This window comes from Actinomadura luteofluorescens (genome assembly GCF_013409365.1).
GTDB lineage: Bacteria > Actinomycetota > Actinomycetes > Streptosporangiales > Streptosporangiaceae > Spirillospora > Spirillospora luteofluorescens.
Map to the genome: position 1 here is coordinate 4,659,859 of NZ_JACCBA010000001.1, position 25,705 is coordinate 4,685,563.

The following is a 25,705-nucleotide window of genomic DNA, read 5'->3' on the forward strand; positions in this document are numbered from 1 at the left end:
CTCGCGAAGGAATGTCGGAGCCCCGGGTTACCGTGCTCGTGATGGCCGTCCAACCTGAGAAGGGCTGATCGAGGTGGAGTTCCGAGTCGAGCGCCAGACGTTCGCCGACGCAGTTGCGTGGGCCGCGCGGACGCTGCCGTCGCGTCCCGCGCTCCCCGTCCTCGCGGGCATGCTCATCGAGGTCACCGAGCAGGGCGAGCTCACCCTCGGCGCGTTCGACTACGAGGTGTCCGCCCACGCCACCGACGAGGCCGCCGTGGCGGAGCCGGGCCGCGCCCTCGTCCCCGGGCGGCTGCTGTCCGACATCGTGCGCAACCTCCCGAACCAGCCCGTGGACGTCCTCACCAAGGGCTCCGAGGTCGTCGTCCGCTGCGGCCCCCGCCGAGTTCGGCCTCCTGACGCTGCCCGTCGAGGACTACCCCACCCTCCCCGAGCCGCCCGCCCGCGCCGGCACCGTCCCCGGCGACCTGTTCGCCGCCGCCGTCGCGCAGGTCACCCCCGCCGCCGGACGCGACGACACCCTGCCCATGCTCACCGGCGTCCGGATCGACATCGAGGGCGACACGATGTGGCTCGCCTGCACCGACCGGTACCGCATCGCCGCCCGCGAGCTGACCTGGTCCCCGGAGGAGCCCGGCTTCACCGCCGGGGTCGTCGTCCCCGCCCGCACCCTCGCCGACACCGCCAAGGCGATCAGGCGCGGCGCGGAGGTCTCCATCGGCCTCGGCGGCACCGCCGACACCCTCATCGGCATCTCCGGCGGCGGACGCAGCATGACCAGCCGCCTCCTCGACGACCAGTACATCAACTACCGGTCCCGGCTCACCGGCACCTGGACGTCGGTCGCCGAGATCCGGGTGGCCCCCTTCGTCGAGGCGATCAAGCGCGCCGCCCTCGTCACCGAGCGCGGCACCCCGATCCGGCTGGCCTTCACCGCCGACGAGGTCCGCATCCGCGCCGCCACCGGCGACTCGGCCCGCGCCAACGAGAGCGTCGGCGCCCAGCTCGACGGCGACGACATCGACATCGCGTTCGCCCCCCAGTACCTGCTCGACGGCCTCGCGGGCATCGACACCGAGTACGCCCGCCTCGAATGCACCGGCCCCACCAAGGCCGCCCTCCTCACCGCCATCCCCGACAAGAAGGACGACGAGCCCGACCCCGAGAACACCGACACCGGCTACCGCTACCTGGCCATGCCCGTCCGCCTGACCGGCTAGCTGTGTTTCCGAGTCCCGGCCCACTTCGCTCGCCTGGCGGCTCGCTACGTGACCGGTCCCCGGCGAAGGGGGATCGCTTCGCGATCAGCCTGGCTCCTCGGCGTTCTGCCCATGCGTGTGACGGCCGACCGTGTCCTCGTGCAGGGAGGCGTGGCGGTCAGAGGTCGAGGACGGCCAGGACGAAGCGGACTTCCACGTCCTCCGCGTTGCCGTAGGAGTGGGGGCGGTCACCTACGAAGACGGCGGCCGTGCCGGCCTCGACGAGGTCCGTCCGGCCGTCCACGACCAGGGTGAGCGTGCCCTCCTGGACGTACACGATCTCCTTGGTGCCCGGTACGTGCGCGTCGCTCTCGCGCGTCTCGCCGGGTTGGAGCACCCAGTTCCACAGCTCCAGCGACGGCCGCGGGTCGCTGCCGGCCAGCAGCGTTCCCGTCCCGCCGTGTTCGCCCTGCCACAGCACGACGTGCCGCTCCGGCCGGAACATCCGCACCGGGGGCTCCTCCTCGACCTGCACGAGCCGGGTCAGCGGCACCCCGAGCGCGTCGGAGATCCGGATGAGCGTCCCCAGGTTCGGGTTGCCGCGCCCCTGCTCCAGCCCGACCAGCACGCCCTTGCTCACCCCGGCGCGCCCGGCGAGCTCGTCCAGGCTCCACCCGTGCCCGGCCCGCAGCGCCCGCACCGTTCGCGCGACGGCCTCGCCGATCGCCTCCGGCCCGCCCGACCCGGTCTCCTGCCCGCTCAACCCCGGCCTCCCGCCCGCACGGCCGCGCACGGGCCGTGATCCGACGTCCCCCACGATCCCACCATCGCCGGTTGAGGCGTGCGCCGTCTCCGAGCTCACGACTGAATGCTCACCACGGACCGGTACCGGTTCGCGTGGTCACGCGAGGTGGGGGACCGTGCCGGCGGCCAGGCCGTGGACCCAGTCGAAGATCACCTCGTGGGCCTGCTGGAGGGCGCCGTTCTGGCAGTGCAGGTGCCCGCCGCCGGCCTCGGCGAAGGTGTGCACCCGTGCCGAGCGGGCGCCGGTGAGCCGGGCGGCGAAGTCGTGGCCGAGCGCGGGGTCGTAGAAGTGCTCGCGCTCGGCCAGCAGGACGAGGCAGTCCGCGGTGATCTCGCCGGCCCAGTGACGGTCGTCGAAGGGGCGCATCGCGTCGATCAGGCCGGGCAGCGTCGCGGCGCCGAACGTCCATAGCGCGTTGCCGATCCCCCAGCGAACCTGGGCGTCGAACCTGCCGTACAGGGGGACGGCGCGCCGCATCCACCACGGCATGCGCTGGAACGCGCCGCGCACCGGCCGGGGCACGTTGTGCAGGAACGCGCGGTGAGCATGCCGGGGAAGTAGTCGTACAGGACGACACCGTCGTAGCGCGGTTCGAACGCGGCGGCCCGGGCGAGGAGGTGGCCGCCGAAGCTGATGCCGACGCCGACCAGGAGCCGGGGCTCGACGAGGCCGCCCAGCCAGTCGAGCACGGCCCGGGTGGGGCGCTCCCATTCGGCGGTGAACGGCATGCCGTGCTCGCGCAGCGCCGACCCCTGTCCCGGGCCGGTGAACATCAGGACGCGGTGGCCGCGCCGCACCGCCGCGGCGCCGATCATGAAGTACAGCTCCTCAAGGGTGGAGTCGAAACCCCCCTGCACGACCAGCACCGTGCGGGTGTCCGGGCCGGCGGGGCGCATGAACAGGGCCTCCAGGTCGGCGCCGTCGTAGGGGATGCGGGCGCGGGTGACGTCCATGCCTAGGGCGTCCATCCCGGCGTCGAACAGGTCGGCGCCGGCCGTGGCGGCCGCGGCGCGGCGCGGGTCCGCCGCATCCAGGAAGAACTCGGCCTGCCTCAGGTAGTTGGCGGCCCGGAGCAGCGCGGTGCCCCGGGAGACGGGCTCGCCGTATGTCCGTCCTCGCGCCGCGACGCGGTCCGCCATCGCCGACCATTCGCGGTACCACGACTCGAAGTCGCCTCGGCGGACCCGTGCCATGACGGCGGCGACCTCGCCGAACTCGCCGCCGTCGTAGGCCGCGGCCCACAGCCCGCGCAGCGCCTCGAAGTCGAACGCGGGCGTCCGGGAGAACCTGATCCTGCGCATCCCGACCCATTTCCATGTCATGACACATATTCGGCGGGCGACCAGCCTATGCATGTCATGACACATAAAGCAATAGACTCCCCCCGTGGAGCCCGTACTCGAACTGCTCATGGCCCTGAAGACCGCGCAGCGGGAGGTCGAGCGGCGGTTCAACCACCTGCTGCGCCCCTTCGGCGTCACCGCCGTCCAGGCCGAGGCGCTGCTGATCATCGCCGACGGGCAGCCGGTCTCCATCGCCGACCTCGGCGCCCGGATGGCCGCCGACCCCGGCCACCCCAGCCGGCTCACCGACCGGCTCGCCGCCGCCGGGTGGATCGAGCGCCGCCCCTCGCCGGCCGACGGGCGCCGGACCGACCTCACCCTCACCCCGGACGGCCGCGACCTCGTCCAGCGCGTCGTCGCCGCCCGGAAGCCCTACTTCGACCGGGCGGCCGCCGCGCTCGTCGAGGCCGGCCTCGTCGACGTCCTGCCGGACGTCCGGCGCCTGCTCGACCTGGTCCGCGCGCTCCCCGAACCCGAGTGAGCGCCCAGGAGAACAACCGGCCGCGTCCGCGTGTTGGAGAGGAGGCCTCCCAGGAACGCCCGTTCGGTCGGTATGATGAACTATTGAGTTCACTCAAATGACCGTCCGGAGGGGAGTAACGGGATGCTGGAGCGGATCGTGGTCGACGAGGCCGTGCGGGAACTGCGTCCCGACTTCGCCGTGCTCGTCATGACCGCCGAAGGGCTGGAGAACGGCCCGAGCGACGAGGCCGGCGAGGGATGGCTGGCCGAGGCGGCGCGGGCGGCGGACGCCGACGACCCGCACGTCGAGGCGTGGCGCGCGGCCTACCGGGCGTTCGGGGCCAAGCCGCAGCGGACCCGGCCCTCGGTGGACGCGCTGCTGCGCCGCGCCGACGCGCTCCCGTCCATCAACAGGGTCGTGGACGCCTACAACGCGGTGAGCGTCGAGTACGCGCTCCCCATCGGCGGCGAGGACCTGGACGCCTACCGGGGCCCTGCGCTGCTGGTCAGGGCCACCGGCGACGAGCCGTTCGACGTGATCGCGGGCGGCGAGCCCGCGGTCGAGCACCCGAACCCCGGCGAGGTCGTCTGGCGGGACGACCAGGGCGTCACCTGCCGGCGCTGGAACTGGCGCCAGTGCGTCCGGACGCGGTTGACGGAGACCACGAAGAACGGCCTGTTCCTCCTCGAACGCCTTGAGCCGTACCCCCTCGACCGGCTGGCCGAGGCGGGCGACCGGCTCGCGGAGCGGCTGCGGACGATCTCGCCCGGGGCACGGATCGAGACCAGGCTGATCGGCGGGCGGTGATGGTCACGGTTCTCGCCCTGGCCGCCGCCCTCGCCTACGGGGTCGCCGACTTCCTCGGCGGCACCGTGACCCGCGGATCGACCGCGATCAGAGCCCTGACCTGGTGCGTTCCGATCGGGCTGGCGGTCGTGCTGGTGGCGGCGCTGCTCACCGGCGGGGACGTGAGCCCCGGGCCGATGGCCTGGGGCTTCGTGGCCGGCCTCTGCGGCGGCGGCGGACTGATCGCGTTCTACCGTGCCCTCGCGCGGGGCCCGATGAGCGTGGTGGCGCCGGTGTCGGCGCTGGCCGCGGCCGTGATCCCGGTCGCCGTGGGCGTCGCCCAGGGCGAGCGGCTGGACGCGTCCGTCCTGCTCGGCGTCCTGCTCTGCCTCGTCGCGATCGGCCTGGTCAGCATGGAGGCCGGCGGCGTGGGGGAGCCCGCGGCGGGCGCGGCGAAACGGCGGCGGCTCCTCGACTCGGGCCCGGTGATGGCCGGCCTGTCCGGTAGCTGCTTCGGCGTCTTCTTCGTCCTGCTGAAGGAGGCGGGGGACGGCACCGGGCTCTGGCCGATCGTCGGCGCCCGCCTCGGCAACCTCGCGATCGTGGCGGTCGCGCTGCTGTTCCTGGCGGCCCGCGGCGGCAACGCGGGCCCGAAGCTGTCCGGCCGGACGCTGATCGTCCTGGCGCTCCTGTCCGGCAGCCTGGACGCGGGGGCGAACGTGCTGTACTTCCTCGCGGTCCACAACGGCATGCTCAGTCTCGCGGCCGTCCTGACGTCCCTCTACCCGGCGATCACCGTCCTGCTGGCGAGAGTCGCCTACAGCGAGCGCCTGCGAGCCGTCCAACGCGTCGGCATGGCCGTCGCCGTAGCCGGCGTGGCCCTCGTCACGGTCGGGTGACGGCTGCTCAGGATCGCCGAGCCGCTCCCAGGAGCTGCGACATCGCAGTTCCTGCCGAACCGGCATCAGCCTGCGGCCGGAGACCAAAGAGTGGAGGCCCGGCAGATCTGCCGGGCCCCGGGCTGGGCGACAGCCGGCGCCTTCGCGCCGACTACCGCTGCTCCTCGACGACGGTCGTGTCCGTCGTGCGCCGGGCGGCATCCGAGCCGGTGCGCCCGTCGCGGTCACCGGTCGAGACGCGGCTGCGGCCGCTGGCTTCGGTCTCGATCCCGTAGACGGTGGGGTTGGCGGGGTCGTCGAAGCGCTCGACGTTCGAGATCCCGAAAACGAGTCCGCTCATGGCAGTTTCACCTTTGTCTCTGGTCTGGTCGCCTCGTCCGGTCGATGTCCGGACGAGCCAGCCGTGGGGTTCGGCTGTAGATGACTGTGCGGCCACGGCGGAAGAACGCACGCACGGACGGCCGCCGGCGGCCGGGAAAGTGCGAAGGCCGCCGTCCTGGGATCGGGCGGCGGCGGGTCTCGAAGCGCGCCAGGCGCGAAAGCGAGGCGTGTCCATCCCCGGCTCATGCGCAGGCAGAGCACGGCGCGGGCCATTGCCGACCGGCCTCGCTCCCTGAGGAGTGGCGTGTTCCGGGACGCTATTCATGAACTCGTTAGCGTGCATCTCGTCACCGGCCGCAACGGCTGGAAGCCGGGTATCGATGTCGGTGCGGACGACTGGTCGGCAGAGGAATCCGCGGCCGCGGTCTTCCCACCTGCATAGGCCGTCGCGCAGCCCGGTGCCGCCGTTATGAGGACGCCGGAGTCCGTCGAATCCTTGAGGGACGCGGCGGTCCGGATGATCTCTGGAAAAGGGGGCGTCCGGCGGTGTATGCATGATCTGACATTCGCGGACCGTCAGGGGAGGTGCAGTGCGTGCCGGGCTGAGACTGGCGGACAGGTACCGGCTCGACTCCCTGCTGGGGCGCGGCGGGATGGGCGAGGTGTGGCGCGGCCTGGACGAGCGGCTCGGCCGCCCGGTCGCGGTCAAGATCCTCACGGCGCCGGCGGGGGCGGACGCCCGGCTGATCAGCCGGTTCCGCCGGGAGGCGGAGATCATGGCCCGGCTCCGCCATCCGGGCATCGTCGTCGTCCATGACGCCGGCGAGGACGAGCAGCTGCTGTTCCTGGTGATGGAGCTCCTCGACGGCGAGGATCTGTCCGCGGTGCTGAAGCGCCACCCGCAGGGGCTGCCGGTCGACCGGGCGAGGCGGCTGACGGCGGGGATCGCCGACGCGCTGCACGCGGCTCACCAGCAGGGGGTGGTGCACCGCGACGTCAAGCCCGCCAACGTGATGGTCCGCCCCGGTGACCGGGTGACCGTCATGGACTTCGGAATCGCCCGATACGCCGACCAGGTCACGGAGCTGACCGGCAGCGCGATCCTCGGGACGCCCGCGTACATGGCGCCCGAGCAGTTCGAGAAGGCGCACGAGCCGACGCGGCAGACGGATCTGTACGCGCTGGGCGGGTTGCTGTTCGCGCTGCTCACCGGCCGGACGCCGTTCGACGGGGACAGCCTGCGCGCACTGATCCGTGAGATCGTTCTCAGCGATCCGCCGCGGCCGCGTGAGGTGCGTCCGGACGTTCCGGGAGATCTCGACGAACTCGCGCACGCACTGCTGGCCAAGGATCCGCGGGACCGGCCGCCGGACGCCCGCGCCGTCGCCGAGCGGCTCCGTGCCGTTCCCGCACCCCCGTCAGTGCCGGGGCAGGCCGCGCCTCCGGGGCAGGCGTCGGTCCCGGAGCAGGTGCTGCCCCCGCCTTCGCCTCCGCCCCCCGGCCTGAGGACGAAGCCGATCGTGGAGGCTCCCACAGCGTCGGCGTCCGCGACGGTTGCCGGGAATCGGGATTCGCCGATCTCCCGGTGGGTCGGGCTCCTTGCGGCGGCCGGGATTCTCGCCGTGATCACGGGTGGCGGGTTCCTGCTGCGGAACCCCATGGGGCTCTGGGTGGACGACGGGAAGTTCTCCACCGTCCCCGCGTGCGGCCGTCTCCCGACGCCGAGCATCCCCGACGCGAAGGTCTCGCTGACGAAGAGTCCGCAGGGCACCAAGGATTCGGCGGAGTGCACGTGGTCGGTCTTGCCCAAGGACTTCGCCGACAGGGGGAGCATTTCCCTCAAGTTCAAGCGGTACGGCAAGAAGAAATGGGAGTCGGGAGCCGACAACGCGCACGCGGCGTTCATCAGCGCGAGTCGGTGGGGCGCAACCCTCTCGGGGATAGGGGACGAGGGGAACTACATATCTCCACCGTCCAGCTTCGATGAGCCGCAGGTGATGTTCCGCGTTGACAATCTCACGGCCGATATCAGCATCGTCGACCACGAACAGCAGAACGTCACTGAGAAGAACGAAACCGCCTATGCTGAACAGCTCGCAGCGGCGCTTCTCAACGAACCCGCGCGCTGACCAGGGCGAGAGGCCCGAGCGCGACAGACGCCGTTACTCCCTCGGAGCTCGGCGACCGTGTCGCGGGGCTCCTCCGGGGACTCGCCGGGGATCACGACGACCCCGAAGGCGGTCTAGAAAGCGTTGAGGGCGGGACCGTGGGTCCCGCCCTCTGTGCGTCTGGCCAGATGGACGGCCATCTGGGTGGCGGTGGTGGTGGGATTCGAACCCACGGAAGCTTGCACTTCACACGCTTTCGAGGCGTGCGCCCTCGTCCACTAGGCGACACCACCGCGGGAGAGCCTACCCGACTCTGCGGTGCGCGAAGAACTCGATAAGCGGGGCGGCGCACTCGTCGGCCATCACTTCGGCGATCACCTCGGGGCGGTGGTTGAGGCGCCGGTCGCGGACGACGTCCCACAGCGACCCGACCGCGCCCGCCTTCGGGTCGACCGCGCCGTAGACCACGCGGTCCAGCCGGGCCTGGACGCACGCCCCCGCGCACATCGTGCAGGGCTCCAGCGTCACGACGAGCGTGCAGCCGGTCAGCCGCCACCCGCCGAGGACCGCCGCCGCCCGCCGCATCGCGACGATCTCCGCGTGTCCGGTCGGGTCGGTGGTCCGCTCGCGCTCGTTGCGGCCCGCTCCGATGATCTCGCCGGACGCGTCCAGGACGACGGCGCCGACCGGGATCTCGCCGTCCGCGGCCGCCTCGCGGGCCTCGTCGAGGGCCCTGAGCATCGCCGGCCGGAACGTCCCGGCGACCGGATCGCGCGCGTCAGTCACGGAGGCGGTCGAACTCCTCGCCGAATCCGGCCTGCTCGGCGACGGCGAGGAGCGCGTCGCCGGGCAGGGCGCGCTCGCCGAGCTCGCCGAGCCGCCTGGCGCCGACCCCGAGGTCTTCCAGCAGGGCCGCGTCGCCCGCGGCGTCGCCTTCGGGCACCTCGCCGACGAGCTGCTGGAACAGCGAGCCGAGCCCGTCCTCGCGGACGGCGGAGATGTAGGGGCGCGGCTCGTCGTCGCGGTCGAGCCGGACGACCGCGAACCAGTCGTCGTCCTGCTCGACCAGCAGCACGACGGGGTCGCCGTAGGACTCGACGGCGGCCTCCCGCATCAGGTCGGTGACGTCGTCGACGCTCTCCGCCTCGTCGAGCACGGCCTCGGTCCCGACCCAGCCCTGGGGGGTCTGCGCGAACACGGCGGCGAAGTAGGACACGTGCTCATTGTGACCCAAGCGGTCTGCCCGCTCACACCCCCGGTGCGCGGGAATCGGCGGCCGGGTGCCCGGAACCGGTTGTGAATAAACTTCGCGTTCTGTCCGGTGACGGACGCCCGGCGTCCTTCCCCCGCTTCACGCGAGTCCGCATACTGCTCAGCGATCGCCATCCCGGGAGGAGTGCCATGGGTGCGGACGAACTGACCAGGCGCGGGTTTCTGGCGGGGACGGCGGGCACCGCGGCGATCATCGCGGCGGGCGCCGCCGGCGGGTCGTCCGCCCAGGCCCACGCGGCGGAGACGGCCGCCGCCAGGCGCGCCCCGGTCGCCGAGCTGCCCGATCCGGAGGAGTCCGGCATCGACCACATCGTCGTGGTGATGATGGAGAACCGGTCCTTCGACCACTACATGGGATGGCTGCCCGGTGCCGACGGCCGCCAGGCCGGGCTCACCTTCACCGACGCCGACGGCAACGCGCACGACACCCATCACCTGAAGGTGCCGTGGGGGTGCGGCTTCAACGACCCCGACCACTCCTACCAAGGCGGGCGGACGGAGTACAACGGCGGCAAGTGCGACGGATGGCTGCGCGCCGGCGACAACGACGTGTTCTCCATCGGCTACTACGAGGGCCCCGACCTCGGCTTCCACGGCCGCGCCGCCCTCGACTGGACGGTCTGCGACCGCTACTTCCCGGCGATCATGTCGTCCACGTTCCCCAACCGGATCTTCCAGCACGCCGGGCAGACCGACCGGACCTCCAACTCGCTGACGATCTCCGAGACCACCACGATCTGGGACCGGCTCAAGGCCAGGGGCATCTCCTGCCGGTACTACTTCAGCGACGTGCCCTTCACCGCGCTGTGGGGGCTGCGGCACCTCGACATCAGCCGGAGCATCACCGAGTTCCGCGCCGACGCCCGCGCCGGCCGGCTGCCCGCGGTCAGCTTCGTCGAGCCCGGCTTCCTCGGCGAGCTGTTCCTGCCCGGCATGTCCGAGGACGAGCATCCGCTCGCCGACATCCGCTTCGGCCAGGCGTTCCTGAACGAGGTCTACACCGCGCTCGTCACCTCGCCGAACTGGCCCGGCACCCTGTTCGTCATCAACTACGACGAGTGGGGCGGGTTCTTCGACCACGTCCCGCCGCCGGAGGGCCCCGACCCGCGGCCCGACCTCGGCACCGGGCTGCGCGGCTTCCGCGTCCCCTGCCTGCTGATCTCCCCGCGGGCGCGGCGCGGCGCCGTCGCCCACGAGGTGTACGACCACACGTCCGTCCTGAAGGCGATCGAGTGGCGCTGGGGCCTGGAGCCGCTGACCGTGCGGGACGCCGCGGCCCGCAACATCGCCGAGGTCCTGAACTTCGACGACCCGCCCGACCCGCACGCGCCCCGCTACGACGCGAAGCGCCCGATCAGCCTCGGCTGCCTCGACCCGCAGCACAGCCACACCGGCGACGACTGGGCGGGCCTGAGCGACTACGCCCGGCGCAACGGCTTCCCCCGCTGACCGCCGGGCACGGCGGTGGGCAGGACGGCGAGCCGGGTGGCGGGCGGGTCAGGGGACGGTGTCGAGGGCGCGCTCGAAGGCGGGGGCGAAACCGATGCGGCCCGCGATGCTGAGGAGCATCTCGTCCGGGTAGAGCTCCAGGTCGCCGGAGATCGCGCCGAGCTCCATCTCGTCCAGCCCGAGGTCGGCGAAGATCGACATGTCGCCGACCGGGAGGACCTGGTCGAGCTCCTCCTCGTCCGGGATCGGGATGTCCAGGTAGTCCAGCACCTGGCCGGCGAGCGGCCAGTCGACCGAGGCGGTGACGTCCGACAGGAACACCATGACCTCGTCGCCGAGCAGGCGGATCGCGACGAAGAAGTCGTCGCCGACCGAGACCAGCCCGACCGTGCCGCCGAGGCTCGGCTGCTGGCGCAGGGCATGGATCAGCCCCGCGAGGTCCTCGGTCAACGCCACCGGAAGGATCTCGGCCTCCCAGCGTTCGTCTTCCCGATACACCACAACGGCGAAGTCCGTCGCGTCCACATCCGTCATTTCCACCCCACCGGCGCGTCTCCTGCCAGGGCATGGTCGCAGATGCGGCGCGCACTCGCGTGCCCCACCACCAAACTCGCCGCCGCACCCGGAGGTGAGGTCGGGAGTCAGTGGTGCCCGGCGGCATGAACCTAACCGATCCGGATCAATTGATGCGGAACGTGCGGCGGCGAAGCGCCGCGTGGATCCGCGCACGGCGGGACCTGTGCGGCGTCACACGGCGGCGCAGCTCGCGGGCCTCGGCGAGTTCGCGCAGGAAGACCGCCCTGCGGCGCAGGTGCTCGCGCACCTCCTCGGGGGAGATGTCGCCCTGGGGGCCGGGACGCGGTGCGGCGTCCTCGCCTGTGACTTCGGTCACCGTCGTGTCGGGAGCCGGGGGTTCGGTACCGGGAGCCGAGGCGGGAGCGGGCGGATCGGGCGCGGATTCCCGGGCCCGCGAGCGGCCGCTCGGCTGCTGATCGCTCTCGCTGTTCATAGTGCCATCCTGCCCAGCTCAGCGGCGTCCTATCCTGGCGCCCCGGACCGCCCCGCGTGGTGGGCTACGGTGAGCGCATGCAGACCCTCGCCGTCGATCACCCCCTCGTCGCGCACAAGCTGACCACGCTGCGGGACGTCCGCACCGACTCCCCCACGTTCCGTCGCCTGGCCGACGAGCTGGTCACCCTGCTCGCCTACGAGGCGACGCGTGACGTCAGGGTCGCCGAGGCCACGGTGCAGACGCCCCTCGTCCCGGCGCGGGGCGTCCAGCTCGCGAGCCCGAAGCCGCTCGTCGTGCCGATCCTGCGCGCGGGCCTCGGGATGCTGGACGGGATGACGCGGCTGCTGCCCACCGCCGAGGTCGGCTTTCTCGGGATGATCCGGGACGAGGGCACCCTGCAGGCCCAGACCTACGCGACCCGGCTGCCGGACGACCTTTCCGGGCGGCAGTGCTACGTCCTCGACCCGATGCTGGCGACCGGCGGGACGCTCGCCGCCGCCATCCGGCTGCTGGTCGAGCGCGGCGCCGACGACGTCACGGCGCTCTGCCTCCTCGCCGCGCCCGAGGGGCTGAAGTACCTGGAGCAGGCGTTCTCCGACATCTCGGCTCCCATCAAGGTGGTCACGGCCGCGATCGACTCCCACCTCAACGAGCAGGGCTTCATCATGCCCGGCCTCGGCGACGCGGGCGACCGGCTCTACGGCGTCGTCTAACCCGCCGGCAGGACTCCGTTTCCCCGACGTGACCTGCGATGTTCGTTCCCGACGGCAGGGGGTACCACCACCCTTACGGAACGCGAGCGCGCGTTCCCCTCCGCCGTCCCGGCACAGGGGACCGTCACGGACCGGGCGGCGCGAGCGAGCATCGGGGACACATGATGGCTCACCCAGGGGACGGCGACCTGCCGCGCTACACCGAGATCGGGGAACGGCTCACCGAGGAGTTCCACGAGGTCCACAGCGCGGACACGGTGGAGCGGTGCGTCTCCGCCGCGCGCTACGGCGCGGAGGAGGTCACCGGATCGGCTCCGCCCGACCTCGTGGAGCGGATCGCGCGCCGGCATCTGGAGGTGCTGGCGACGGTCGCGGCCGAGAAGCGCCGCAAGGCCCGGCGATCCTCGCTGGACAACGCGCCCTGACCTGCCGGAAGGCGCCGCGCGCCGTCGCGCTGCTTTGCCGCCCGGGTGGGCTGTGCGAAACTGAAACCGGGGTCCGTGGGTCAACGCTCCGGGAGGCAGCTGTGCCGGCCAAGAAGTACCTCACGTGGGCCGCCGTGGCTTTCGTGGCGTTCTACGTCATCACGCAACCGGACGGGGCGACCGAATCGGTGGAGCACGCGGCGATGGGCATCTCCTCGGCCGCCGACTCCCTCGCCACCTTCGTCAACTCGCTCGCCTGAGGCAGGCATGAGACTCGTCACCCCCGGCGACTCCGCGCCGGCGTCCGTCAACAAGTACCTGCTCCCCCACGAGAACCAGGTGATAACGGTACGGCGCCACCCGGCCGTGCTGATGGTCCCGGTCGGCCTCCTGCTCGGCGGCCTCATCCTCGCGGGCCTGCTGAGCCAGACGCTCGCCGAGAACGGCGGCTCGGTCTTCAGCTGGGTCTGGTGGGGCTGGCTGATCCTCCTCGCCTGGTTCGTGTGGCGGGTCGCCGAGTGGTCCGTCGACTACTTCGTCATCACCAACCAGCGGATGCTGCTCACCACGGGCCTCATCACCCGCAAGGTCGCGATGATGCCGCTGGCCAAGGTCACCGACATGAGCTTCAAGCGGACGATCGCGGGCCGCATGCTCGGCTACGGGGAGTTCGTCCTGGAGTCCGCTGGCCAGGACCAGGCCCTCACGAACGTGCCCTTCCTGCCCTACCCCGAGCAGCTCTACCTCGAAGTCTGCGAGATGATCTTCCCGAACAAGAACCCGGCCCCGGAGGAGGCGCTCCCCCCGCCCCCGCCGCCGCGCCGGCCCCGTCCGGCGGAGGACGCCGACGCGCAGGACGCTCCCACCGCCACGCTGCCCAAGGGCGACGACCCCGACGCGGAGATCTAGCTCCGCGACGTTCCTGACGTGGGAGAGCCGGGCACGACGGTGCCCGGCTCTTCCGTTGCCGCAGGGGGGCCGAAGGGGTACGCGCGGCCATCTGAGAGCATGCAGGGCGGCCAGGCGTCATCGGACGCGACGCGGCCGCACCCCCGGAGACCGGACGCGGCGATCAGCGGGCGGCACCGGCCCCTTGCGGGCTGGGAGCGGTCCCAAGCCCGCGCGGGAGAGCGCCGGACGTCCGGTACTGGCCGGAAAACGTAGCGGGCCGCCCAATATCGGCGGTCTCTGCGATCTTGCCGGGACGGTCGGATACCGTCGGCGAATGACAGAACGTCGCGATCGACGGGAGGGGCCGCCGGCGCGAACCGGCGAACCTCGCCGCGGCGCCGTGCACGCGGGCCTCCCGGCCGTTCGCTTCTCCTGTCGCTTCCTTGCTCTCGATGTGTGATAACCCGCAATGTGCAATCATGTCGGCACCCCAGCCGCCTGTTTACTTCCGCTAAGTGAGTCCACATGCCGGGTCCAGGCAACGTCGGCGAACGTGTCCGCAACCTGCGGCTGACCAGACGCTTGTCGCAGGCACAGCTCGCCGGTCACGACCTTTCCGACAGCTACATCTCTTTGATCGAGTCGGGCAAGCGCACACCGACGCCGACCGTCCTGCGCATGCTGGCCGAGCGTCTCGGCTGCACTCCCGAGTACCTCGCCGAGGGCGTCGAGCCGGAGCAGCGCGCCCATCTCGAGGTGCGGGAACGCCATGCCCATCTGGCGCTGCTGCGCGGCGACCCCGCCACGGCCGAGGCCGGCTTCGACGAGGTGATCGCCCGCAGCGACGACCCCGACCTCACGGCCCGCGCCCGTCTGGGCCGCGCCCGCGCCCTCGAGGAGCTGGGCCGCACCGACCGCGCGATCGCGCTGTTCGAGGAGCTGCGCGAGCAGGCCGAGCGCGACCCGGGCCGGGCGAGCTGGCTGCCCCCGGTGATCGCGCTGGCCCGGGCGTACCACACGGTCGGCGACCTGGGGCAGGCCATCGCGCTGGGCGAGCGCGCCCTCGAACGGCTGGAGTGGCTCGGCCTCCACGCCGGCCACGAGTACACCGAGGCCGGGCGCATCCTGCTGCTCGCCTACGTGGATCGCTCCGATCCCGTCCGGGCCCACGAACTCGGGCGCCGCCTCCTGCACCCCGAGGGGGCCGAGGACGCCGAGCCGCTGAGCGTCCACTACCAGCGCGCGAGCCTCCGCGCGCTGGAAGAGGGCGCTGTCGGCGACTCCCTGTACTTCGCTGACCAGGCCCTTGCAGCGCGCACGGACACGACGCCCATGCAGGCCCACGCACGCCTCGCCCTCGCCGGAGCAAAGGCGCTGCTCAGGGGCGTCGAGCCGTTCTCCGCAGCCGCGCAGCCCGACACGCGGCCGTCCGGTGAGTACGGGTTCGAGCGCCCGCGCCAGGAAGGGACGCGTGAGGCGGCCCAGGAGGCGCTCACTCTCCTCCAGGACGCGACCGGCCTGGACGACGCCGAGTCCACCGAATGCACCATCGCCAAGGCCCGCGCACTCGTCCTCGTCGGCGATCTGGACGAGGCGATCGCCGCGCTCGAACAGTTCCTCGACACCGGCATGGCGCTCTCCGCCCCCACGAGCGGACACTCCATGGCGCCGCAGCCCGCCGACGAGCTGGGCGTCCGCACCCAGAAGACCGTTCTGGCCCGCTTGGTCCTGGCGCGCGCACGGGTGGCCCAGGGCAACACCTCGGCCGCCCGAGTCGTGCTCCGCGCCGCCTCGGAACAGCTGGCGACCCTTTCCGAGGGACGTCCCGCAGCGCACCTCTACAGGGAACTCGGCGAACTCTACGAACTGATCGAGTCGCCTGACGACGCTGCCACCGCTTACCGCCAGGCCTTGGAGGCGGCGGGTCTGTCGGTCTTCAACCGCGTCGCCCTGAGCGCCCGGCACTAGTCCGCTCGCCCGCGGGGAGGACGGGGCAGCCGCGGTAACGCGTGCCGCCTCGTCTCGCCGTCGGGTTCGTCGTCCCGTTCGTGCGCCCGCCCGGTCTGGATCGGCACTGCCCGGACGCTTCCGCGAGCCGCGTGCCGACTGGGGCGGAATAAAACACGGGTCGGGGATGTCGTATCATCGAAACATGGGATGACTGGTTGACTGGAGGTTCGAGTGACTCTGCGAACGGCACGGCGGTCGTCGCTGGTCGACCAGGTGATCGACCAGCTCAGGGATGAGATCACCGGGGGCGGCTGGCCGGTGGGCGGAAAGATCCCGCCGGAGCCCGTGCTGTCGGAGACGCTCGGGGTCGGGCGTAACACCGTCCGGGAGGCGGTGCGGGCGCTGACCCACGCGGGTCTCCTGGAGAGCCGCCAGGGCGACGGGACGTACGTGCGCGCGACGAGCGAGCTGTCCGGGGCCGTCCGGCGGCGGCTGGAGACCGCGGAACTCGTCGAGATCCTGGAGGTCCGGCGGGGGTTCGAGGTGGAGGCGGCCCGGCTCGCCGCCACCCGGCGCACGGACGCCGACATCGCCGCCATCGCGGTCGCGCTCGCACGCAGGGACGCGGCGTGGGCGGCGGGCGAGCACTCGGCGTTCGTCGAAGCGGACCTCGAATTCCACACCGCCGTGGTCGAGGCCACCCACAACCGCGTCCTGACGGACCTGTACCGCGACTTCAGCGCGGCGCTCCGGGCCAGCATCGGCGCGGCCGGGAGCCTGCTCGAACACGCCGACGTCCCGCACGGCCCCATCGCCGCGGCCATCGAGGCGGGCGACGCCGACGCCGCCACCCAGGCGACCCACGCGTGTCTCGACCAGATCCTCGCCTCGACCGTCCCCCTGTCCGGGACGGCTCCGCAGGAGACCTAGCACGCCAAGCGCAAGCCCGCACCGTGACGGGGGCGTGACCCGCTCACCTCACGAGGCGGCCGTCGTGGTGCCCGGCGACGCACATGGGCACCGGAACGCAGCAGAACCAGCTCGACGCAGAAGAACCTGCGCTCGACGCGACCGAGCAACGAAGGTGACATGAACAGCTCTACGACTCCAGGTTCCCGGGCCGCGGCCGTGTGGTCGCTCGTCGGCCTGGTGCTGCTGACGATCAACCTGCGTGCCGCGATCACGGGGATCTCGCCGGTGCTCGGCGACCTGCGGGACGCGTTCGGGCTGTCGGGGGCGGAGGCCGGCGTCCTCACCACGCTCCCGGTGCTGTGCCTGGGCGTGTTCGCGGCCGTCGCCCCGGCCGTCGCGCGGCGGTTCGGCACCGAGACGGCGATCGCCGGCTCCCTCGTCATGATCACGACGGGGATCGTGCTGCGGGTGGCGCAGTCCCCGGTCTCGCTGTTCGTGGGAACGGTCCTGGCCGGGGCGGGGATCGCGATGGGCAACGTCCTCATGCCGGCCATGATCAAGCGCGCGTTCCCGTCCCGGCTGGGCTCGCTGACCGGGCTCGCGATGATGCTGATGGCGGCCAGCGGCGCGATCGCGGCCGGGCTCGCGGTGCCGCTGGAGGAGGCGGGCGGCTGGCGTCTCGCGCTCGCGGTCTGGGCCGTCCCTTCGCTGGTCGCCGCGCTCGTGTGGGGTCCGCTCGCCGTGCGGGGCCGCCGCGCCCCGACGGCGCCGGTCACCGCCCCGCGCGCCGGGGGATCGCTGCTGCGCTCGCCGACGGCCTGGTTCGTCACCGCGTTCATGGGCCTGGCGTCGCTGATGTTCTACGTGCTGATGTCGTGGCTGCCGGAGGTCATGCGCGACGCCGGCTATCCGGCCGCCACGGCCGGGATGATGGTCTCCGCCATGATGATCGCCGGGATCCCGCTGGGCTTCCTGGTGCCGGTGTTCGCCGCCCGCCTGCGCGACCAGCGCCCCCTCGTCGTCGCCGTCGCGGCCACGATGGTCGTCGGCCTGGTCGGGCTGCTGCTCGCCCCGTCCGCCGGGTGGACGTGGGTCGTCATCCTCGGCATCGGCACCGGCAGCGCCTTCCCGCTGGCGTTCACGCTGCTCAGCCTCCGTTCGCCGACCCCGTCCGCGGCCGCGAGCCTGTCGGGTATGGCGCAGACGGGCGGCTACCTCCTCGCCGGGACCGGTCCGCTCGCGGTCGGCGTCCTGCACGAGGCCACGGGCGGCTGGAACGTGCCAGTGGCCCTGCTGCTCGTCCTGGTGGTCCCGGAGGTCGTGGTCGGGCTGCTGGCCGCGCGCCCCGGGTTCGTCCGCCCGGCCGGGCCGGCGACGCCGCTGGTCGAGCCGAAGGCCCTCCGGGCGCCCGAGCCCGCGCGCACCCGCTGATCAGGAGAAGTCGACGGCGTCCAGGTCGAGGACGCGCGCGTGCAGGACGAGCCGCTGGTGCAGCGCCGCCCGGAGCGCCCGGTGCAGGCCGTCCTCCAGGTAGAGCTCGCCGTGCCACTGGACCACATGGGGGAACAGGTCGCCGTAGAAGGTGGAGTCCTTCGACAGCAGCGACTGGAGATCCATCTCTCGCTTGGTGCTGACGAGCTGGTCGAGGCGGACCTGGCGAGGGGGGATCTTGGCCCAGTCCCGGGACGAGAGACCGTGCTCTGGATAGGGCCTTCCTTCACCCACCGCCTTAAAGATCACCCTTCGAGTCTACGGGCTCCCCAGGGCGCGGAGAAGGCTCGCAACAACATGCGTCACTCCGCTTTCCGCGTTCGGTAAACCAGTTACCGCCCAGCTCAGCCCGTCCGTGACTTAGTGCCGGGCCTGTCCGGAGCGGCCGTTCACGACTGGTGGTCAGACCAGATGTAGGCGCCGGGAAGCAGCTCCGCCACGGGCACGGCCCGCAGAACGCCGTCCGTGTCGACGATGACGCGGATCGCTGGAAAGTAGTCGAGAAGGACCTGCCGGCAGCGCCCGCAAGGAGGCATCACCCCGCGGTCGCCGCCCCCGACCGCGACGACGGCGTCCAGCTGGTGCGCGCCCTGCGCGGCGGCCGTGCCGATCACGGCCAGCTCCGCGCACGGCCCGCCGGTGAAGTGGTGGACGTTCATCGCGGTGACGATGCGTCCGTCCCGGGCCCGGGCGGCGGCCGCCACCGTGTGCTCGTCCCCCCGGCTGCACTCGGCGGCTACACGCCCCGCTACCTCGACGAGTTCGTAGTCGACCATCATGTCCTTTCCCAGCGTTCAGAAGATCCCGCGAGCGGTGCCGCGCACCGGCCACTGCGCGCCGACCAGGCGGCGATGGTGTTCGAGCATCGCCGGCCACAACGGTCGCAGCGCGCCGAGGTCCTCCGGCGTTCCCGTCGCGATGCCGATGTCCATGATCGCAGCCTAATCGCCGCGATCTTCGTGAGACGGACGCGGCCGACAGGGCCGACCTCGGCGATGCCCAGACGTTTTCCGGCCGCGTCAGGCGGTGGCCGGCAGGACGACGACCTTGCCCGGGAGAGTGCCCGCGGCCGCCCGGGCGTGGACCGACGCCAGGTCTGCCAGTGCGACGCGCTCGGCGACGTCGACGGTCAGCGCGCCGCGGTCCACCCGAGCCACGAGCTCGGACAGTTGCCCGGCGTCGCTGCGGACGAAGAGGTCGATGCCCCGCACGCCGCGCTCCTCGTCGGCCGGGGCGGGCATCCACACGGTCGTGCTGACCACGACGCCGCCGTCGCGGACCAGACCGGCCAGCGCGGTGAACTCGGCGGGGTCGATCGGCGCGAGGTTGAGCAGGACGTCGACCGGTTCGGTGACCGCGGTGGTCACCGCGGTCGTGGTGTGGTCGATGACCTCATCGGCGCCCGCCGCCTTGACGTGCTCGATGCTGCGAGGGCTGCCGGTGGCGATGACGTCGGCACCTGCCGCCTTGGCCAGCTGCACCGCGTAGCCGCCCACGGCTCCGCCCGCGCCACTGATCAGGATCCGCTGCCCGGCCTTCAGTTCGGCGTGGTCGAAGAGCGCCTGCCACGCGGTGAGACCGACCAGGGGCAGCGCGGCCGCGTCGGCGAGCGGGATGCTCGTCGGAGCCGGCGCCAGGATCTCCGCGGGCGCCAGGACGTACTCCGCCGCGGCGCCATCGTCGACGAACGGCAGGAAGCCGACGATCCGGTCACCGATCTCAAGGCCGCCGACGCCCTCGCCGAGTGCGTCGACCGTCCCCGCGACGTCCAGGCCGGGGATGTGCGGCAAGGCCAGGGGCATCGGGTCCTGCATGAACCCCGCACGGATGTTGCCGTCGACGCCGTTGAACGTCGTCGCGGCGACGCGGACCCGGACCTGACCGGCGCCCGGCACCGGAAGGTCGACGTCCTCGTAGCGGAGGACCTCGGGATCGCCGTACTCGTGGAATCGAACCGCCTTCATTTGTGGTGCCTCATTTCCGAGCGAACGAGTGCTTCGAATCCGAAGCACATGCGTCACCGTAACAGTGCTTCGAAGTTGAAGCAAGTGCTTCGAAAACGAAGTAGCTGGTAGGGTGCCGCCATGCCTGACACGCCGCCGTCCCCGGACGCCGTCCAACTGGGCGCTTACTTCGCCCTCATGGAGGTGGCGGGCCTGCTGCGGCACGCGGTCGAGCAGCAGCTGCGCGAGGCAGGCGATCTCAGTTACGTGCAGTTCCAGCTCCTGGCGCGCCTCGGCCTCGACTCGCCGAGCGGCAGTGAGCGCATGACCGACCTGGCCGACGGCGTCGTGTACAGCCGTAGCGGACTGACCTACCAGGCCGGCCTGCTCGAGAAGGCGGGCCTGGTCACGCGCACGCGCTCCGCGGACGACGACCGGGGCGTCACCGTCACGATCACCGATGCCGGGCGGGCGCTGCTCGCCAAGGTGCTCCCCGGCCACACCGAGGTCCTCGACCGGCAGCTCTTCCAGCCGCTGTCGCACGAGGACGCCCAAGCCCTGGCCGACCTGCTGTCGCCGGTGCGCGACCACATGCGCTCGGCGCCGCCCCGTTCGGCGGCGCCCCGCCGCCGGCGGTGACGCGCCCGGATGCGCCCGATGAGGGTGCCGTCCGGCACGTAGCAGTGCACGCCGCCCTCCAGGGCCCCTCGGCCCAGCGGCCGTCCGACTGCAGGCGTTCGAGGTGCTGGTCGCCATGGCAGCAATGTCCGGCGCGGAAGCGCTCGTCCAGAACCTCGTATATCCCGTCGGCCGCTTCCTTGGGCATCGTTTCCCCTCACCGCGCCGTGACTGAATATTCTTCAGAACAACTTCGGGATGATCGTACGCGATACAGTCATCTTGTGAGGAACGTGGATGACATCGATCGTCAGCTGCTGGAACTCCTCCAGCAGGACGCCACCCGGTCCTACGCGGCGCTCGGCACGGCGGTCGGCCTGTCGGCCGGGGCCGTCCACGAGCGGGTCCGGAAGATGCGCGAGCGCGGCGTCATCCGGCGGACCAGCGTGGACGTGGAGCCGGCCGCGCTCGGGCAGGGCGTGCTGGCCTTCGCCCTGATCGACTCCTCGGTCTGGATGGGCGACCGCGCCGCCGAGTTCGCCGCCATACCGGAGGTGCAGGAGGCCCACGTCGTCGCGGGCAGTGCGTCCGTGCTCGTCAAGGTGCGGACGTCGACGACCGCGCGGCTCCAGGACGTCCTGCGGCGGCTGTACGACATCCAGGGCGTCAGCGGCACGAAGGCGACGGTGGTCCTGGAGACGTTCTTCGAACGCCCCATCTCCCCGATCGGTCAGTGACGCCGTTCCATCGCCGCCAGTTCGCAGGTGCGGCGGGAGTCCCGGAACCGGTTTGATCATCTTCTCGTCGGAACCGGTATGACCGATATCGATCCGTTGGGCGTTCCGGATTCCCCCGACGCCTGGCGCGCTCTCGCCGCCGACTGGGCCAACACCTCAGGCGTCCGCTCGCGGCGGTACACGGACCTCATGCAGGGGACGGTCGCCCACCTGGGAGCCGCCCCGCAGGGCCCGCACGCCCTGGCGTGGGCGCTGGGCGTCCTGACGCTGACGGCCCGTCTGGAGGGAATGGCTCTGCCCGATGCGGCGCCTGTCGTGGCGGCCCTGACCGCGGCGGCCGAGCGGCTGGACGGCGAACCCTGCGACCACGCCGACCACCCGTACCTGACGGACTTCGACGCCGAAGGTCTCAACTGGAGGTTCCGTCCGGAGGAGATGGCCCTGCGGGCCGTGGGCGCCGGACCGCCCCTGGACGATCCCGGCCGGTGGGGGTGTCCGCGCAACGTCGCCGGGTTCGCGCGGGCGGCGGCCGAAGCGGCGTCCCCCGGCACCTTCGACGACGTCCCGGTCCGGGCCCCCGCGAGTATCGGGCGGGGCCTGGAGTACCTCTCCGACGTGATCTATGACCACCCGCACGGCGACCCCTACGAGACCCTCGTCGACGAAGCCCGTGCCCTGCTGCAGGCCGCGCGCGAGGACACGCCCGAACTGCCGGGCCTGGTGGTCGCCAACTGCGCGCTGCTCCCGTACGCCGTCTCCGAGCGGGTCGAATCCGCCGAGGTCCTGGACGAGATCATCAACGCCCTGGAAGCCGCCGCGCGGCGCTGCGACGAGACCCCGGCGTGCGACCACGCCGCCCATCCGGACCTCGACGACTTCGAGAGCTACCGCAGAGACGCCGAACTGATGCTCACCCCCGGAGGACGGCGCGCCTACCGATGGCGGCACCGAACGCTCGGCGGCCTCCCGCTGGAAGCCTGGACCTGCCGCCACCACTTCGGGATCGAAGCCGAGATCGCGCTTGACGAGGTCCGCGAAGCCCGCGCGGAGCTGACCGCCGAAGAGGGGTAGGAGCTCCTGCTGAAGGGTCGGGACACGCGAAAGGCCGGTGCCCGCGTCGGGCACCGGCCTCGGTGTGGCGGAGGATGCGAGATTCGAACTCGCGAGCGCTTGCACGCAACACGCTTTCCAAGCGTGCGCCCTAGGCCACTAGGCGAATCCTCCACGGGGAAGCCTACCGGTTCTCGGGCAGTGACCTGACATCAATTACCACGTCGACCGGGATCGGTCCGTAGACGTGGGGGAACAGTTCGTCCCCAGCGGGCTCATAGCGGACGGGCGCGTCGAGTCGGGACACGTCGATGAGCAGCAGAACCAGCGCTTCGCGGGGGACGTCGCCGTAGAAGCGGTCCAGGACGCCCTCCACCTGGGCGATGTCGGACGAGCAGTGGATGAAGCCCTCCTCGTCCAGGGTCCGGCCCAGGGTGGACATGGTGTACGCCACGCCCGTGCTCCGGGCGGATTCCCAGTGGGTTCGTTCGGCGATGTGCAGGAGCGTGTCCTGGGGAGAGGCGGGCATGAGCGGAGACTACGCTGGAATGCGTGGCCATCCTGGGCTCGGGATGCCATAGACTCTGGGCAGACCCCTCGCACGGCGTCACCCTGTGAACCTCCCCAGGGCCGGAAGGCAGCAAGGATAAGCAGGCTCTGGCGGGTGTGCGGGGGGTCCCTTGGTTTGACGGCGATCGGTCCGCGACGACCGGTCCACGGCGACACGGCGCTTCTGACGCTCTGCTTCTCGAGGGAGGGCGGACCCCCGATGAGTCTGGCTCTGTACCGCAAGTACCGGCCAGCGACGTTCGCCGAGCTGAAGGGGCAGGAACACGTCGCCGAGCCCCTCCAGCAGGCGCTGCGCAACGGCCGGATCAACCACGCGTACCTGTTCAGCGGTCCGCGCGGCTGCGGCAAGACGTCCAGCGCCCGGATCCTCGCCCGCTCGCTGAACTGCGAGCAGGGGCCGACCCCCGACCCGTGCGGCAAGTGCGACTCGTGCGTCGCGCTCGGACCGTCCGGGACCGGGCACATCGATGTGATCGAGATCGACGCCGCGTCCCACGGCGGTGTCGACGATGCCCGCGACCTGCGGGAACGGGCCTTCTTCGCCCCGGTGGCGTCGCGCTTCAAGGTGTACATCATCGACGAGGCGCACATGGTCACCCGCGAGGGCTTCAACGCGCTGCTGAAGCTCGTCGAGGAGCCGCCGCCGCACCTGAAGTTCGTGTTCGCGACCACCGAGCCGGAGAAGGTCATCGGGACGATCCGGTCCCGGACCCACCACTACCCGTTCCGGCTGATCCCGCCTGGCGTCCTCCAGGACCTCGTAGAGGAGATCCTGGAGAGCGAGGACGTCCCGTACGAGGCGTCCGCCCTGCCGCTGGCCGTCCGGGCCGGGGCCGGTTCAGCGCGCGACACGCTGTCGATCCTCGACCAGCTCCTCGCCGGGTCGGACGAGAAGGGCATCACGTACGCGCGGGCCGTGTCGCTGCTCGGCTACACCGACTCCGCGCTGCTGGACGAGGTCGTCGCGGCCTTCGCCTCCCGTGACGGCGCCGCCGTGTTCGCCGCGATCGACCGCGTGATCGAGAGCGGTCAGGACCCGCGCCGGTTCACCGCCGACCTGCTGGAACGCCTCCGCGACCTGGTGATCCTCTCGAACGTCCCGGAGGCCGGGGGGACGGGGCTGCTGAACTTCCCGCCGGACGAACTGGAGCAGATGCGGCGCCAGGCGTCCTCGATGGGGCCCGGTGAGCTGACGCGCGCCGCCGACCTGCTGCACACCGGGCTCACCGAGATGCGGGGCGCGACGTCCCCGCGGCTGCTGCTGGAACTGATCTGCGCCCGGATCCTGCTGCCGGCGGCGTACGAGGACGAGGCGTCCATGTTCGCCCGCCTCGACCGTCTGGAGCGCCAGGCCGGCCAGGGCGGCTTCGGCGGTGGCCAGGCCGGATTCGGCGGCGGGCAGGGCGGCGACCCTCTGGCGCAGGCCTTCGCGTCCGCGGCGCCGGCCCCCGTCCAGGAGGCTCCCGCCCAAGGCGGCCCCGTCCAGGGCGGCGCCGCGCAGGGCGGTCCCGTGCAGGGCGGTCCCGTGCAGGGCGGTCCCGTGCAGGGGGCGCCGACGCAGGGGGCTCCCGCCCAGGGGGCGCCGACGCAAGGCGCGACAGGACAGGGAGCGACGACGCAGCCAGGGGCGACCGCGTCCCGCGACGGGGGTTCTCAAACGCCCGGAACCCAGTCCCCTCCCTCCCGGGGGGCCGACCCCACTTCCAGTGTCAACCCCCACCCTGGGACAGCACCCGCAGAATCCGATTCTGTGGATAACCGCGCGGCAGACCCCGCCACCAGGCCCCCGGCCAGCGACTCCCCAGCCACCCGGCCCCCGGCAACCGACTCTCCGACCAGTCGGCCCCCGGCCCCCGAGTCCCCGGCCTACCGCTCCCCGGCCACCGAGTCTCCGGCCACGGCCACGGCCGCGGCCAACCGGTCCCCGGCCGCGCCGAACAACGCACGCAGCGCACCCCCCGCACCCTCCGGCGCACCGCCGGCCCCCGCCGCGTCCGGCGGAGGAGGCGGAGGGGTGGACTTCTCCACCATCCAGCGGCTGTGGCCGGACGTCGTCGAGGCCGTCAAGCAGAAGAGCCGCGCCACCTGGATGGTCATCATGGCCGGGGTGCAGCCGGTCTCGCTCGACGGCAAGGTCCTCACGCTCGGCTTCGACGCGGAGGGGCGCCGCCTCGGCTTCGTCAACGGCGGCCGCGACGCCGTCCTGCGCGAGGTCTTCAAGGAGCGGATGGGCGTCGACTGGCGGATAGAGACCGTCGTGGGCGGAGCGCCCAGCGGATCCCCACCGGGGGGAAGGCCGGGCCCTAGCGCGGGGTTCGGTGGGGCGGCCACACCGAACCCGGCACCGCAGCCGCGGCCGCCCTTCCAGCCGTCCGCGCCACCGTCCGCGCAGCCGTCCGCGCAGCCGTCCGCGCGGGGTGCCGAGCGTGCCCCGGAGCCGCCGCCTCCGCCGCCGGACGAGCCGCCTCCGCCGCCCGAACCGTCTCCCGTGGACGAGAGCGACGAGGTCGACCCGGAGGGCGACGCCGACGCCGACGGCACCGAGGCCGAGATGAGCGGAATGGCCCTCATCCAGCGCGAACTCGGCGGCCAGATCATCCGCGAGATCGACAACTCGGCTTCCTGACCCGGCCGCGGAGGGGGCCGGCGGGCGGCCGAATCCCGGATGTGCTTCCGAAATGACGCGCTGGGGTCCTCGCGTACCGAAACGGCGTGGGAGCCCGTAGTCTCGTGGGACGGACGTCCGGT

General features: G+C 72.1%; 27 protein-coding genes, 2 tRNA genes, 1 other RNA gene and 2 pseudogenes. 18 read left to right on the forward strand and 14 right to left on the reverse strand.

The window, feature by feature from the left end:
• Positions 1–73: 73 nt before the first annotated feature.
• Positions 74–1,220, forward strand: a pseudogene (dnaN, locus tag BJY14_RS21630) (DNA polymerase III subunit beta).
• Between the two features lie 157 nt (positions 1,221–1,377).
• Here dnaN and BJY14_RS21635 read toward each other — a convergent pair.
• Both BJY14_RS21635 and BJY14_RS21640 read right to left on the reverse strand, forming a co-directional pair.
• Positions 1,378–1,962 (reverse strand): helix-turn-helix domain-containing protein, encoded by a 585-nt coding sequence (locus BJY14_RS21635; protein WP_179845299.1) that lies wholly within the window; start codon positions 1,960–1,962, stop codon positions 1,378–1,380.
• A gap of 416 nt (positions 1,963–2,378) precedes the next feature.
• Positions 2,379–3,305, reverse strand: coding sequence for an alpha/beta hydrolase (locus BJY14_RS21640; protein WP_179845300.1), 927 nt, complete (start codon positions 3,303–3,305; stop codon positions 2,379–2,381).
• 85 nt (positions 3,306–3,390) lie between these two features.
• On the opposite strand from BJY14_RS21640, the gene BJY14_RS21645 reads away from it, so the two are divergent.
• The 3 genes from BJY14_RS21645 (at position 3,391) to BJY14_RS21655 (ending at position 5,495) form a co-directional block, all read left to right on the forward strand.
• The gene (locus BJY14_RS21645; RefSeq protein ID WP_179845301.1) at positions 3,391–3,828 is read left to right on the forward strand and encodes a MarR family winged helix-turn-helix transcriptional regulator; all 438 of its coding nucleotides are present in this window, start codon (positions 3,391–3,393) and stop codon (positions 3,826–3,828) included.
• A 123-nt stretch (positions 3,829–3,951) separates the two neighbouring features.
• Positions 3,952–4,617 (forward strand): B3/B4 domain-containing protein, encoded by a 666-nt coding sequence (locus BJY14_RS21650; RefSeq protein ID WP_179845302.1) that lies wholly within the window; start codon positions 3,952–3,954, stop codon positions 4,615–4,617.
• The gene (locus BJY14_RS21655) at positions 4,617–5,495 is read left to right on the forward strand and encodes an EamA family transporter (RefSeq protein ID WP_179845303.1); all 879 of its coding nucleotides are present in this window, start codon (positions 4,617–4,619) and stop codon (positions 5,493–5,495) included. The genes BJY14_RS21650 and BJY14_RS21655 overlap by 1 nt, the downstream gene beginning before the upstream one ends.
• Positions 5,496–5,646: 151 nt before the next feature.
• On the opposite strand, the gene BJY14_RS21660 is transcribed toward BJY14_RS21655, so the two are convergent.
• Positions 5,647–5,835: a hypothetical protein gene (locus tag BJY14_RS21660; RefSeq protein ID WP_179845304.1), complete on the reverse strand. Its 189-nt coding sequence runs from the start codon at positions 5,833–5,835 to the stop codon at positions 5,647–5,649.
• Positions 5,836–6,406: 571 nt separating this feature from the next.
• Between BJY14_RS21660 and BJY14_RS21665 the strand changes: the two genes are divergently transcribed.
• Positions 6,407–7,945, forward strand: a complete 1,539-nt coding sequence (locus BJY14_RS21665) for a serine/threonine-protein kinase (protein WP_179845305.1) — start codon at positions 6,407–6,409, stop codon at positions 7,943–7,945.
• A gap of 184 nt (positions 7,946–8,129) precedes the next feature.
• Here BJY14_RS21665 and BJY14_RS21670 read toward each other — a convergent pair.
• The 3 genes from BJY14_RS21670 to BJY14_RS21680 all read right to left on the reverse strand — a co-directional run bounded on the left by BJY14_RS21670 (position 8,130) and on the right by BJY14_RS21680 (position 9,140).
• Positions 8,130–8,217 (reverse strand) — tRNA-Ser (locus BJY14_RS21670).
• 10 nt (positions 8,218–8,227) lie between these two features.
• Positions 8,228–8,665: a tRNA adenosine(34) deaminase TadA gene (gene tadA / locus BJY14_RS21675; protein WP_179849534.1), complete on the reverse strand. Its 438-nt coding sequence runs from the start codon at positions 8,663–8,665 to the stop codon at positions 8,228–8,230.
• A 37-nt stretch (positions 8,666–8,702) separates the two neighbouring features.
• Positions 8,703–9,140 (reverse strand): tRNA adenosine deaminase-associated protein, encoded by a 438-nt coding sequence (locus tag BJY14_RS21680; protein ID WP_179845306.1) that lies wholly within the window; start codon positions 9,138–9,140, stop codon positions 8,703–8,705.
• 185 nt (positions 9,141–9,325) lie between these two features.
• Between BJY14_RS21680 and BJY14_RS21685 the strand changes: the two genes are divergently transcribed.
• Positions 9,326–10,645, forward strand: a complete 1,320-nt coding sequence (locus BJY14_RS21685) for an alkaline phosphatase family protein (RefSeq protein ID WP_179845307.1) — start codon at positions 9,326–9,328, stop codon at positions 10,643–10,645.
• 48 nt (positions 10,646–10,693) lie between these two features.
• Here the strand turns inward: BJY14_RS21685 and BJY14_RS21690 are convergent, their stop codons facing one another.
• Both BJY14_RS21690 and BJY14_RS21695 read right to left on the reverse strand, forming a co-directional pair.
• Positions 10,694–11,179: a tRNA adenosine deaminase-associated protein gene (locus tag BJY14_RS21690; protein WP_179845308.1), complete on the reverse strand. Its 486-nt coding sequence runs from the start codon at positions 11,177–11,179 to the stop codon at positions 10,694–10,696.
• A gap of 145 nt (positions 11,180–11,324) precedes the next feature.
• Positions 11,325–11,537 carry a hypothetical protein gene (locus tag BJY14_RS21695; RefSeq protein ID WP_179841659.1) on the reverse strand — a complete coding sequence of 71 codons (213 nt, stop codon included), beginning with the start codon at positions 11,535–11,537 and terminating at the stop codon, positions 11,325–11,327.
• Between the two features lie 194 nt (positions 11,538–11,731).
• Here BJY14_RS21695 and upp point away from each other — a divergent pair, with 194 nt between their 5' ends.
• From upp to BJY14_RS21730, 7 genes and pseudogenes are all read left to right on the forward strand, one after another.
• Positions 11,732–12,370, forward strand: coding sequence for a uracil phosphoribosyltransferase (gene upp / locus BJY14_RS21700; protein WP_179845309.1), 639 nt, complete (start codon positions 11,732–11,734; stop codon positions 12,368–12,370).
• 164 nt (positions 12,371–12,534) lie between these two features.
• On the forward strand, positions 12,535–12,795 hold the full coding sequence (locus BJY14_RS21705; protein ID WP_179831375.1) for a hypothetical protein: 261 nt from the start codon (positions 12,535–12,537) through the stop codon (positions 12,793–12,795).
• Between the two features lie 101 nt (positions 12,796–12,896).
• The gene (locus tag BJY14_RS21710) at positions 12,897–13,055 is read left to right on the forward strand and encodes a hypothetical protein (protein ID WP_179845310.1); all 159 of its coding nucleotides are present in this window, start codon (positions 12,897–12,899) and stop codon (positions 13,053–13,055) included.
• A gap of 7 nt (positions 13,056–13,062) precedes the next feature.
• Positions 13,063–13,572, forward strand: a pseudogene (locus BJY14_RS21715) (PH domain-containing protein); the annotation flags it as partial.
• Between the two features lie 639 nt (positions 13,573–14,211).
• On the forward strand, positions 14,212–15,654 hold the full coding sequence (locus BJY14_RS21720) for a helix-turn-helix domain-containing protein (protein ID WP_179845312.1): 1,443 nt from the start codon (positions 14,212–14,214) through the stop codon (positions 15,652–15,654).
• Between the two features lie 213 nt (positions 15,655–15,867).
• Positions 15,868–16,566: a FadR/GntR family transcriptional regulator gene (locus BJY14_RS21725; protein ID WP_179845313.1), complete on the forward strand. Its 699-nt coding sequence runs from the start codon at positions 15,868–15,870 to the stop codon at positions 16,564–16,566.
• Positions 16,567–16,725: 159 nt separating this feature from the next.
• Positions 16,726–17,979, forward strand: coding sequence for a CynX/NimT family MFS transporter (locus BJY14_RS21730; RefSeq protein ID WP_179845314.1), 1,254 nt, complete (start codon positions 16,726–16,728; stop codon positions 17,977–17,979).
• On the opposite strand, the gene BJY14_RS21735 is transcribed toward BJY14_RS21730, so the two are convergent.
• From BJY14_RS21735 to BJY14_RS21750, 4 genes are all read right to left on the reverse strand, one after another.
• Positions 17,980–18,288 carry a type II toxin-antitoxin system VapB family antitoxin gene (locus BJY14_RS21735; protein ID WP_179845315.1) on the reverse strand — a complete coding sequence of 103 codons (309 nt, stop codon included), beginning with the start codon at positions 18,286–18,288 and terminating at the stop codon, positions 17,980–17,982.
• Between the two features lie 140 nt (positions 18,289–18,428).
• On the reverse strand, positions 18,429–18,818 hold the full coding sequence (locus BJY14_RS21740; RefSeq protein WP_179845316.1) for a cytidine deaminase family protein: 390 nt from the start codon (positions 18,816–18,818) through the stop codon (positions 18,429–18,431).
• A gap of 15 nt (positions 18,819–18,833) precedes the next feature.
• Positions 18,834–18,971, reverse strand: a complete 138-nt coding sequence (locus tag BJY14_RS21745; RefSeq protein ID WP_179845317.1) for a hypothetical protein — start codon at positions 18,969–18,971, stop codon at positions 18,834–18,836.
• An 87-nt stretch (positions 18,972–19,058) separates the two neighbouring features.
• Positions 19,059–20,003, reverse strand: coding sequence for an NADP-dependent oxidoreductase (locus tag BJY14_RS21750; protein WP_179845318.1), 945 nt, complete (start codon positions 20,001–20,003; stop codon positions 19,059–19,061).
• A gap of 120 nt (positions 20,004–20,123) precedes the next feature.
• Here BJY14_RS21750 and BJY14_RS21755 point away from each other — a divergent pair, with 120 nt between their 5' ends.
• From BJY14_RS21755 to BJY14_RS21765, 3 genes are all read left to right on the forward strand, one after another.
• Positions 20,124–20,621: a MarR family winged helix-turn-helix transcriptional regulator gene (locus BJY14_RS21755; protein WP_179845319.1), complete on the forward strand. Its 498-nt coding sequence runs from the start codon at positions 20,124–20,126 to the stop codon at positions 20,619–20,621.
• A 263-nt stretch (positions 20,622–20,884) separates the two neighbouring features.
• Positions 20,885–21,337, forward strand: coding sequence for an Lrp/AsnC family transcriptional regulator (locus tag BJY14_RS21760; RefSeq protein ID WP_258945124.1), 453 nt, complete (start codon positions 20,885–20,887; stop codon positions 21,335–21,337).
• A gap of 78 nt (positions 21,338–21,415) precedes the next feature.
• Positions 21,416–22,408 (forward strand): hypothetical protein, encoded by a 993-nt coding sequence (locus BJY14_RS21765; protein ID WP_179845320.1) that lies wholly within the window; start codon positions 21,416–21,418, stop codon positions 22,406–22,408.
• Positions 22,409–22,473: 65 nt separating this feature from the next.
• Here BJY14_RS21765 and BJY14_RS21770 read toward each other — a convergent pair.
• Both BJY14_RS21770 and BJY14_RS21775 read right to left on the reverse strand, forming a co-directional pair.
• Positions 22,474–22,561: transfer RNA gene (locus tag BJY14_RS21770), tRNA-Ser, on the reverse strand.
• Positions 22,562–22,571: 10 nt separating this feature from the next.
• Entirely contained in the window at positions 22,572–22,916 is a 345-nt protein-coding gene (locus BJY14_RS21775) for a DUF952 domain-containing protein (RefSeq protein ID WP_179845321.1), read from the reverse strand.
• 59 nt (positions 22,917–22,975) lie between these two features.
• On the opposite strand from BJY14_RS21775, the gene ffs reads away from it, so the two are divergent.
• Positions 22,976–23,071, forward strand: an RNA gene (gene ffs, locus BJY14_RS21780) — signal recognition particle sRNA small type.
• A gap of 85 nt (positions 23,072–23,156) precedes the next feature.
• Complete coding sequence (locus BJY14_RS21785; RefSeq protein ID WP_179845322.1) at positions 23,157–25,583, forward strand: DNA polymerase III subunit gamma and tau; 2,427 nt, start codon at positions 23,157–23,159, stop codon at positions 25,581–25,583.
• The last annotated feature ends 122 nt before the right edge of the window (positions 25,584–25,705 follow it).

Excerpts from the sequence above, each read along its gene's own strand:
- BJY14_RS21765 (WP_179845320.1), top strand. The coding sequence starts at position 21,416 with ATGACCGATATCGATCCGTTGGGCGTTCCGGATTCCCCCGACGCCTGG.
- BJY14_RS21720 (WP_179845312.1), top strand. The coding sequence starts at position 14,212 with ATGCCGGGTCCAGGCAACGTCGGCGAACGTGTCCGCAACCTGCGGCTG.
- upp (WP_179845309.1), top strand. The coding sequence starts at position 11,732 with ATGCAGACCCTCGCCGTCGATCACCCCCTCGTCGCGCACAAGCTGACC.
- BJY14_RS21705 (WP_179831375.1), top strand. The coding sequence starts at position 12,535 with ATGGCTCACCCAGGGGACGGCGACCTGCCGCGCTACACCGAGATCGGG.
- BJY14_RS21650 (WP_179845302.1), top strand. The coding sequence starts at position 3,952 with ATGCTGGAGCGGATCGTGGTCGACGAGGCCGTGCGGGAACTGCGTCCC.
- BJY14_RS21690 (WP_179845308.1), bottom strand. The coding sequence starts at position 11,179 with ATGACGGATGTGGACGCGACGGACTTCGCCGTTGTGGTGTATCGGGAA.
- tadA (WP_179849534.1), bottom strand. The coding sequence starts at position 8,665 with ATGCTCAGGGCCCTCGACGAGGCCCGCGAGGCGGCCGCGGACGGCGAG.
- BJY14_RS21785 (WP_179845322.1), top strand. The coding sequence starts at position 23,157 with ATGAGTCTGGCTCTGTACCGCAAGTACCGGCCAGCGACGTTCGCCGAG.
- BJY14_RS21745 (WP_179845317.1), bottom strand. The coding sequence starts at position 18,971 with ATGGACATCGGCATCGCGACGGGAACGCCGGAGGACCTCGGCGCGCTG.
- BJY14_RS21660 (WP_179845304.1), bottom strand. The coding sequence starts at position 5,835 with ATGAGCGGACTCGTTTTCGGGATCTCGAACGTCGAGCGCTTCGACGAC.
- BJY14_RS21775 (WP_179845321.1), bottom strand. The coding sequence starts at position 22,916 with ATGCCCGCCTCTCCCCAGGACACGCTCCTGCACATCGCCGAACGAACC.
- BJY14_RS21640 (WP_179845300.1), bottom strand. The coding sequence starts at position 3,305 with ATGCGCAGGATCAGGTTCTCCCGGACGCCCGCGTTCGACTTCGAGGCG.
- BJY14_RS21740 (WP_179845316.1), bottom strand. The coding sequence starts at position 18,818 with ATGATGGTCGACTACGAACTCGTCGAGGTAGCGGGGCGTGTAGCCGCC.
- BJY14_RS21755 (WP_179845319.1), top strand. The coding sequence starts at position 20,124 with ATGCCTGACACGCCGCCGTCCCCGGACGCCGTCCAACTGGGCGCTTAC.
- BJY14_RS21685 (WP_179845307.1), top strand. The coding sequence starts at position 9,326 with ATGGGTGCGGACGAACTGACCAGGCGCGGGTTTCTGGCGGGGACGGCG.
- BJY14_RS21730 (WP_179845314.1), top strand. The coding sequence starts at position 16,726 with ATGAACAGCTCTACGACTCCAGGTTCCCGGGCCGCGGCCGTGTGGTCG.
- BJY14_RS21655 (WP_179845303.1), top strand. The coding sequence starts at position 4,617 with ATGGTCACGGTTCTCGCCCTGGCCGCCGCCCTCGCCTACGGGGTCGCC.
- BJY14_RS21750 (WP_179845318.1), bottom strand. The coding sequence starts at position 20,003 with ATGAAGGCGGTTCGATTCCACGAGTACGGCGATCCCGAGGTCCTCCGC.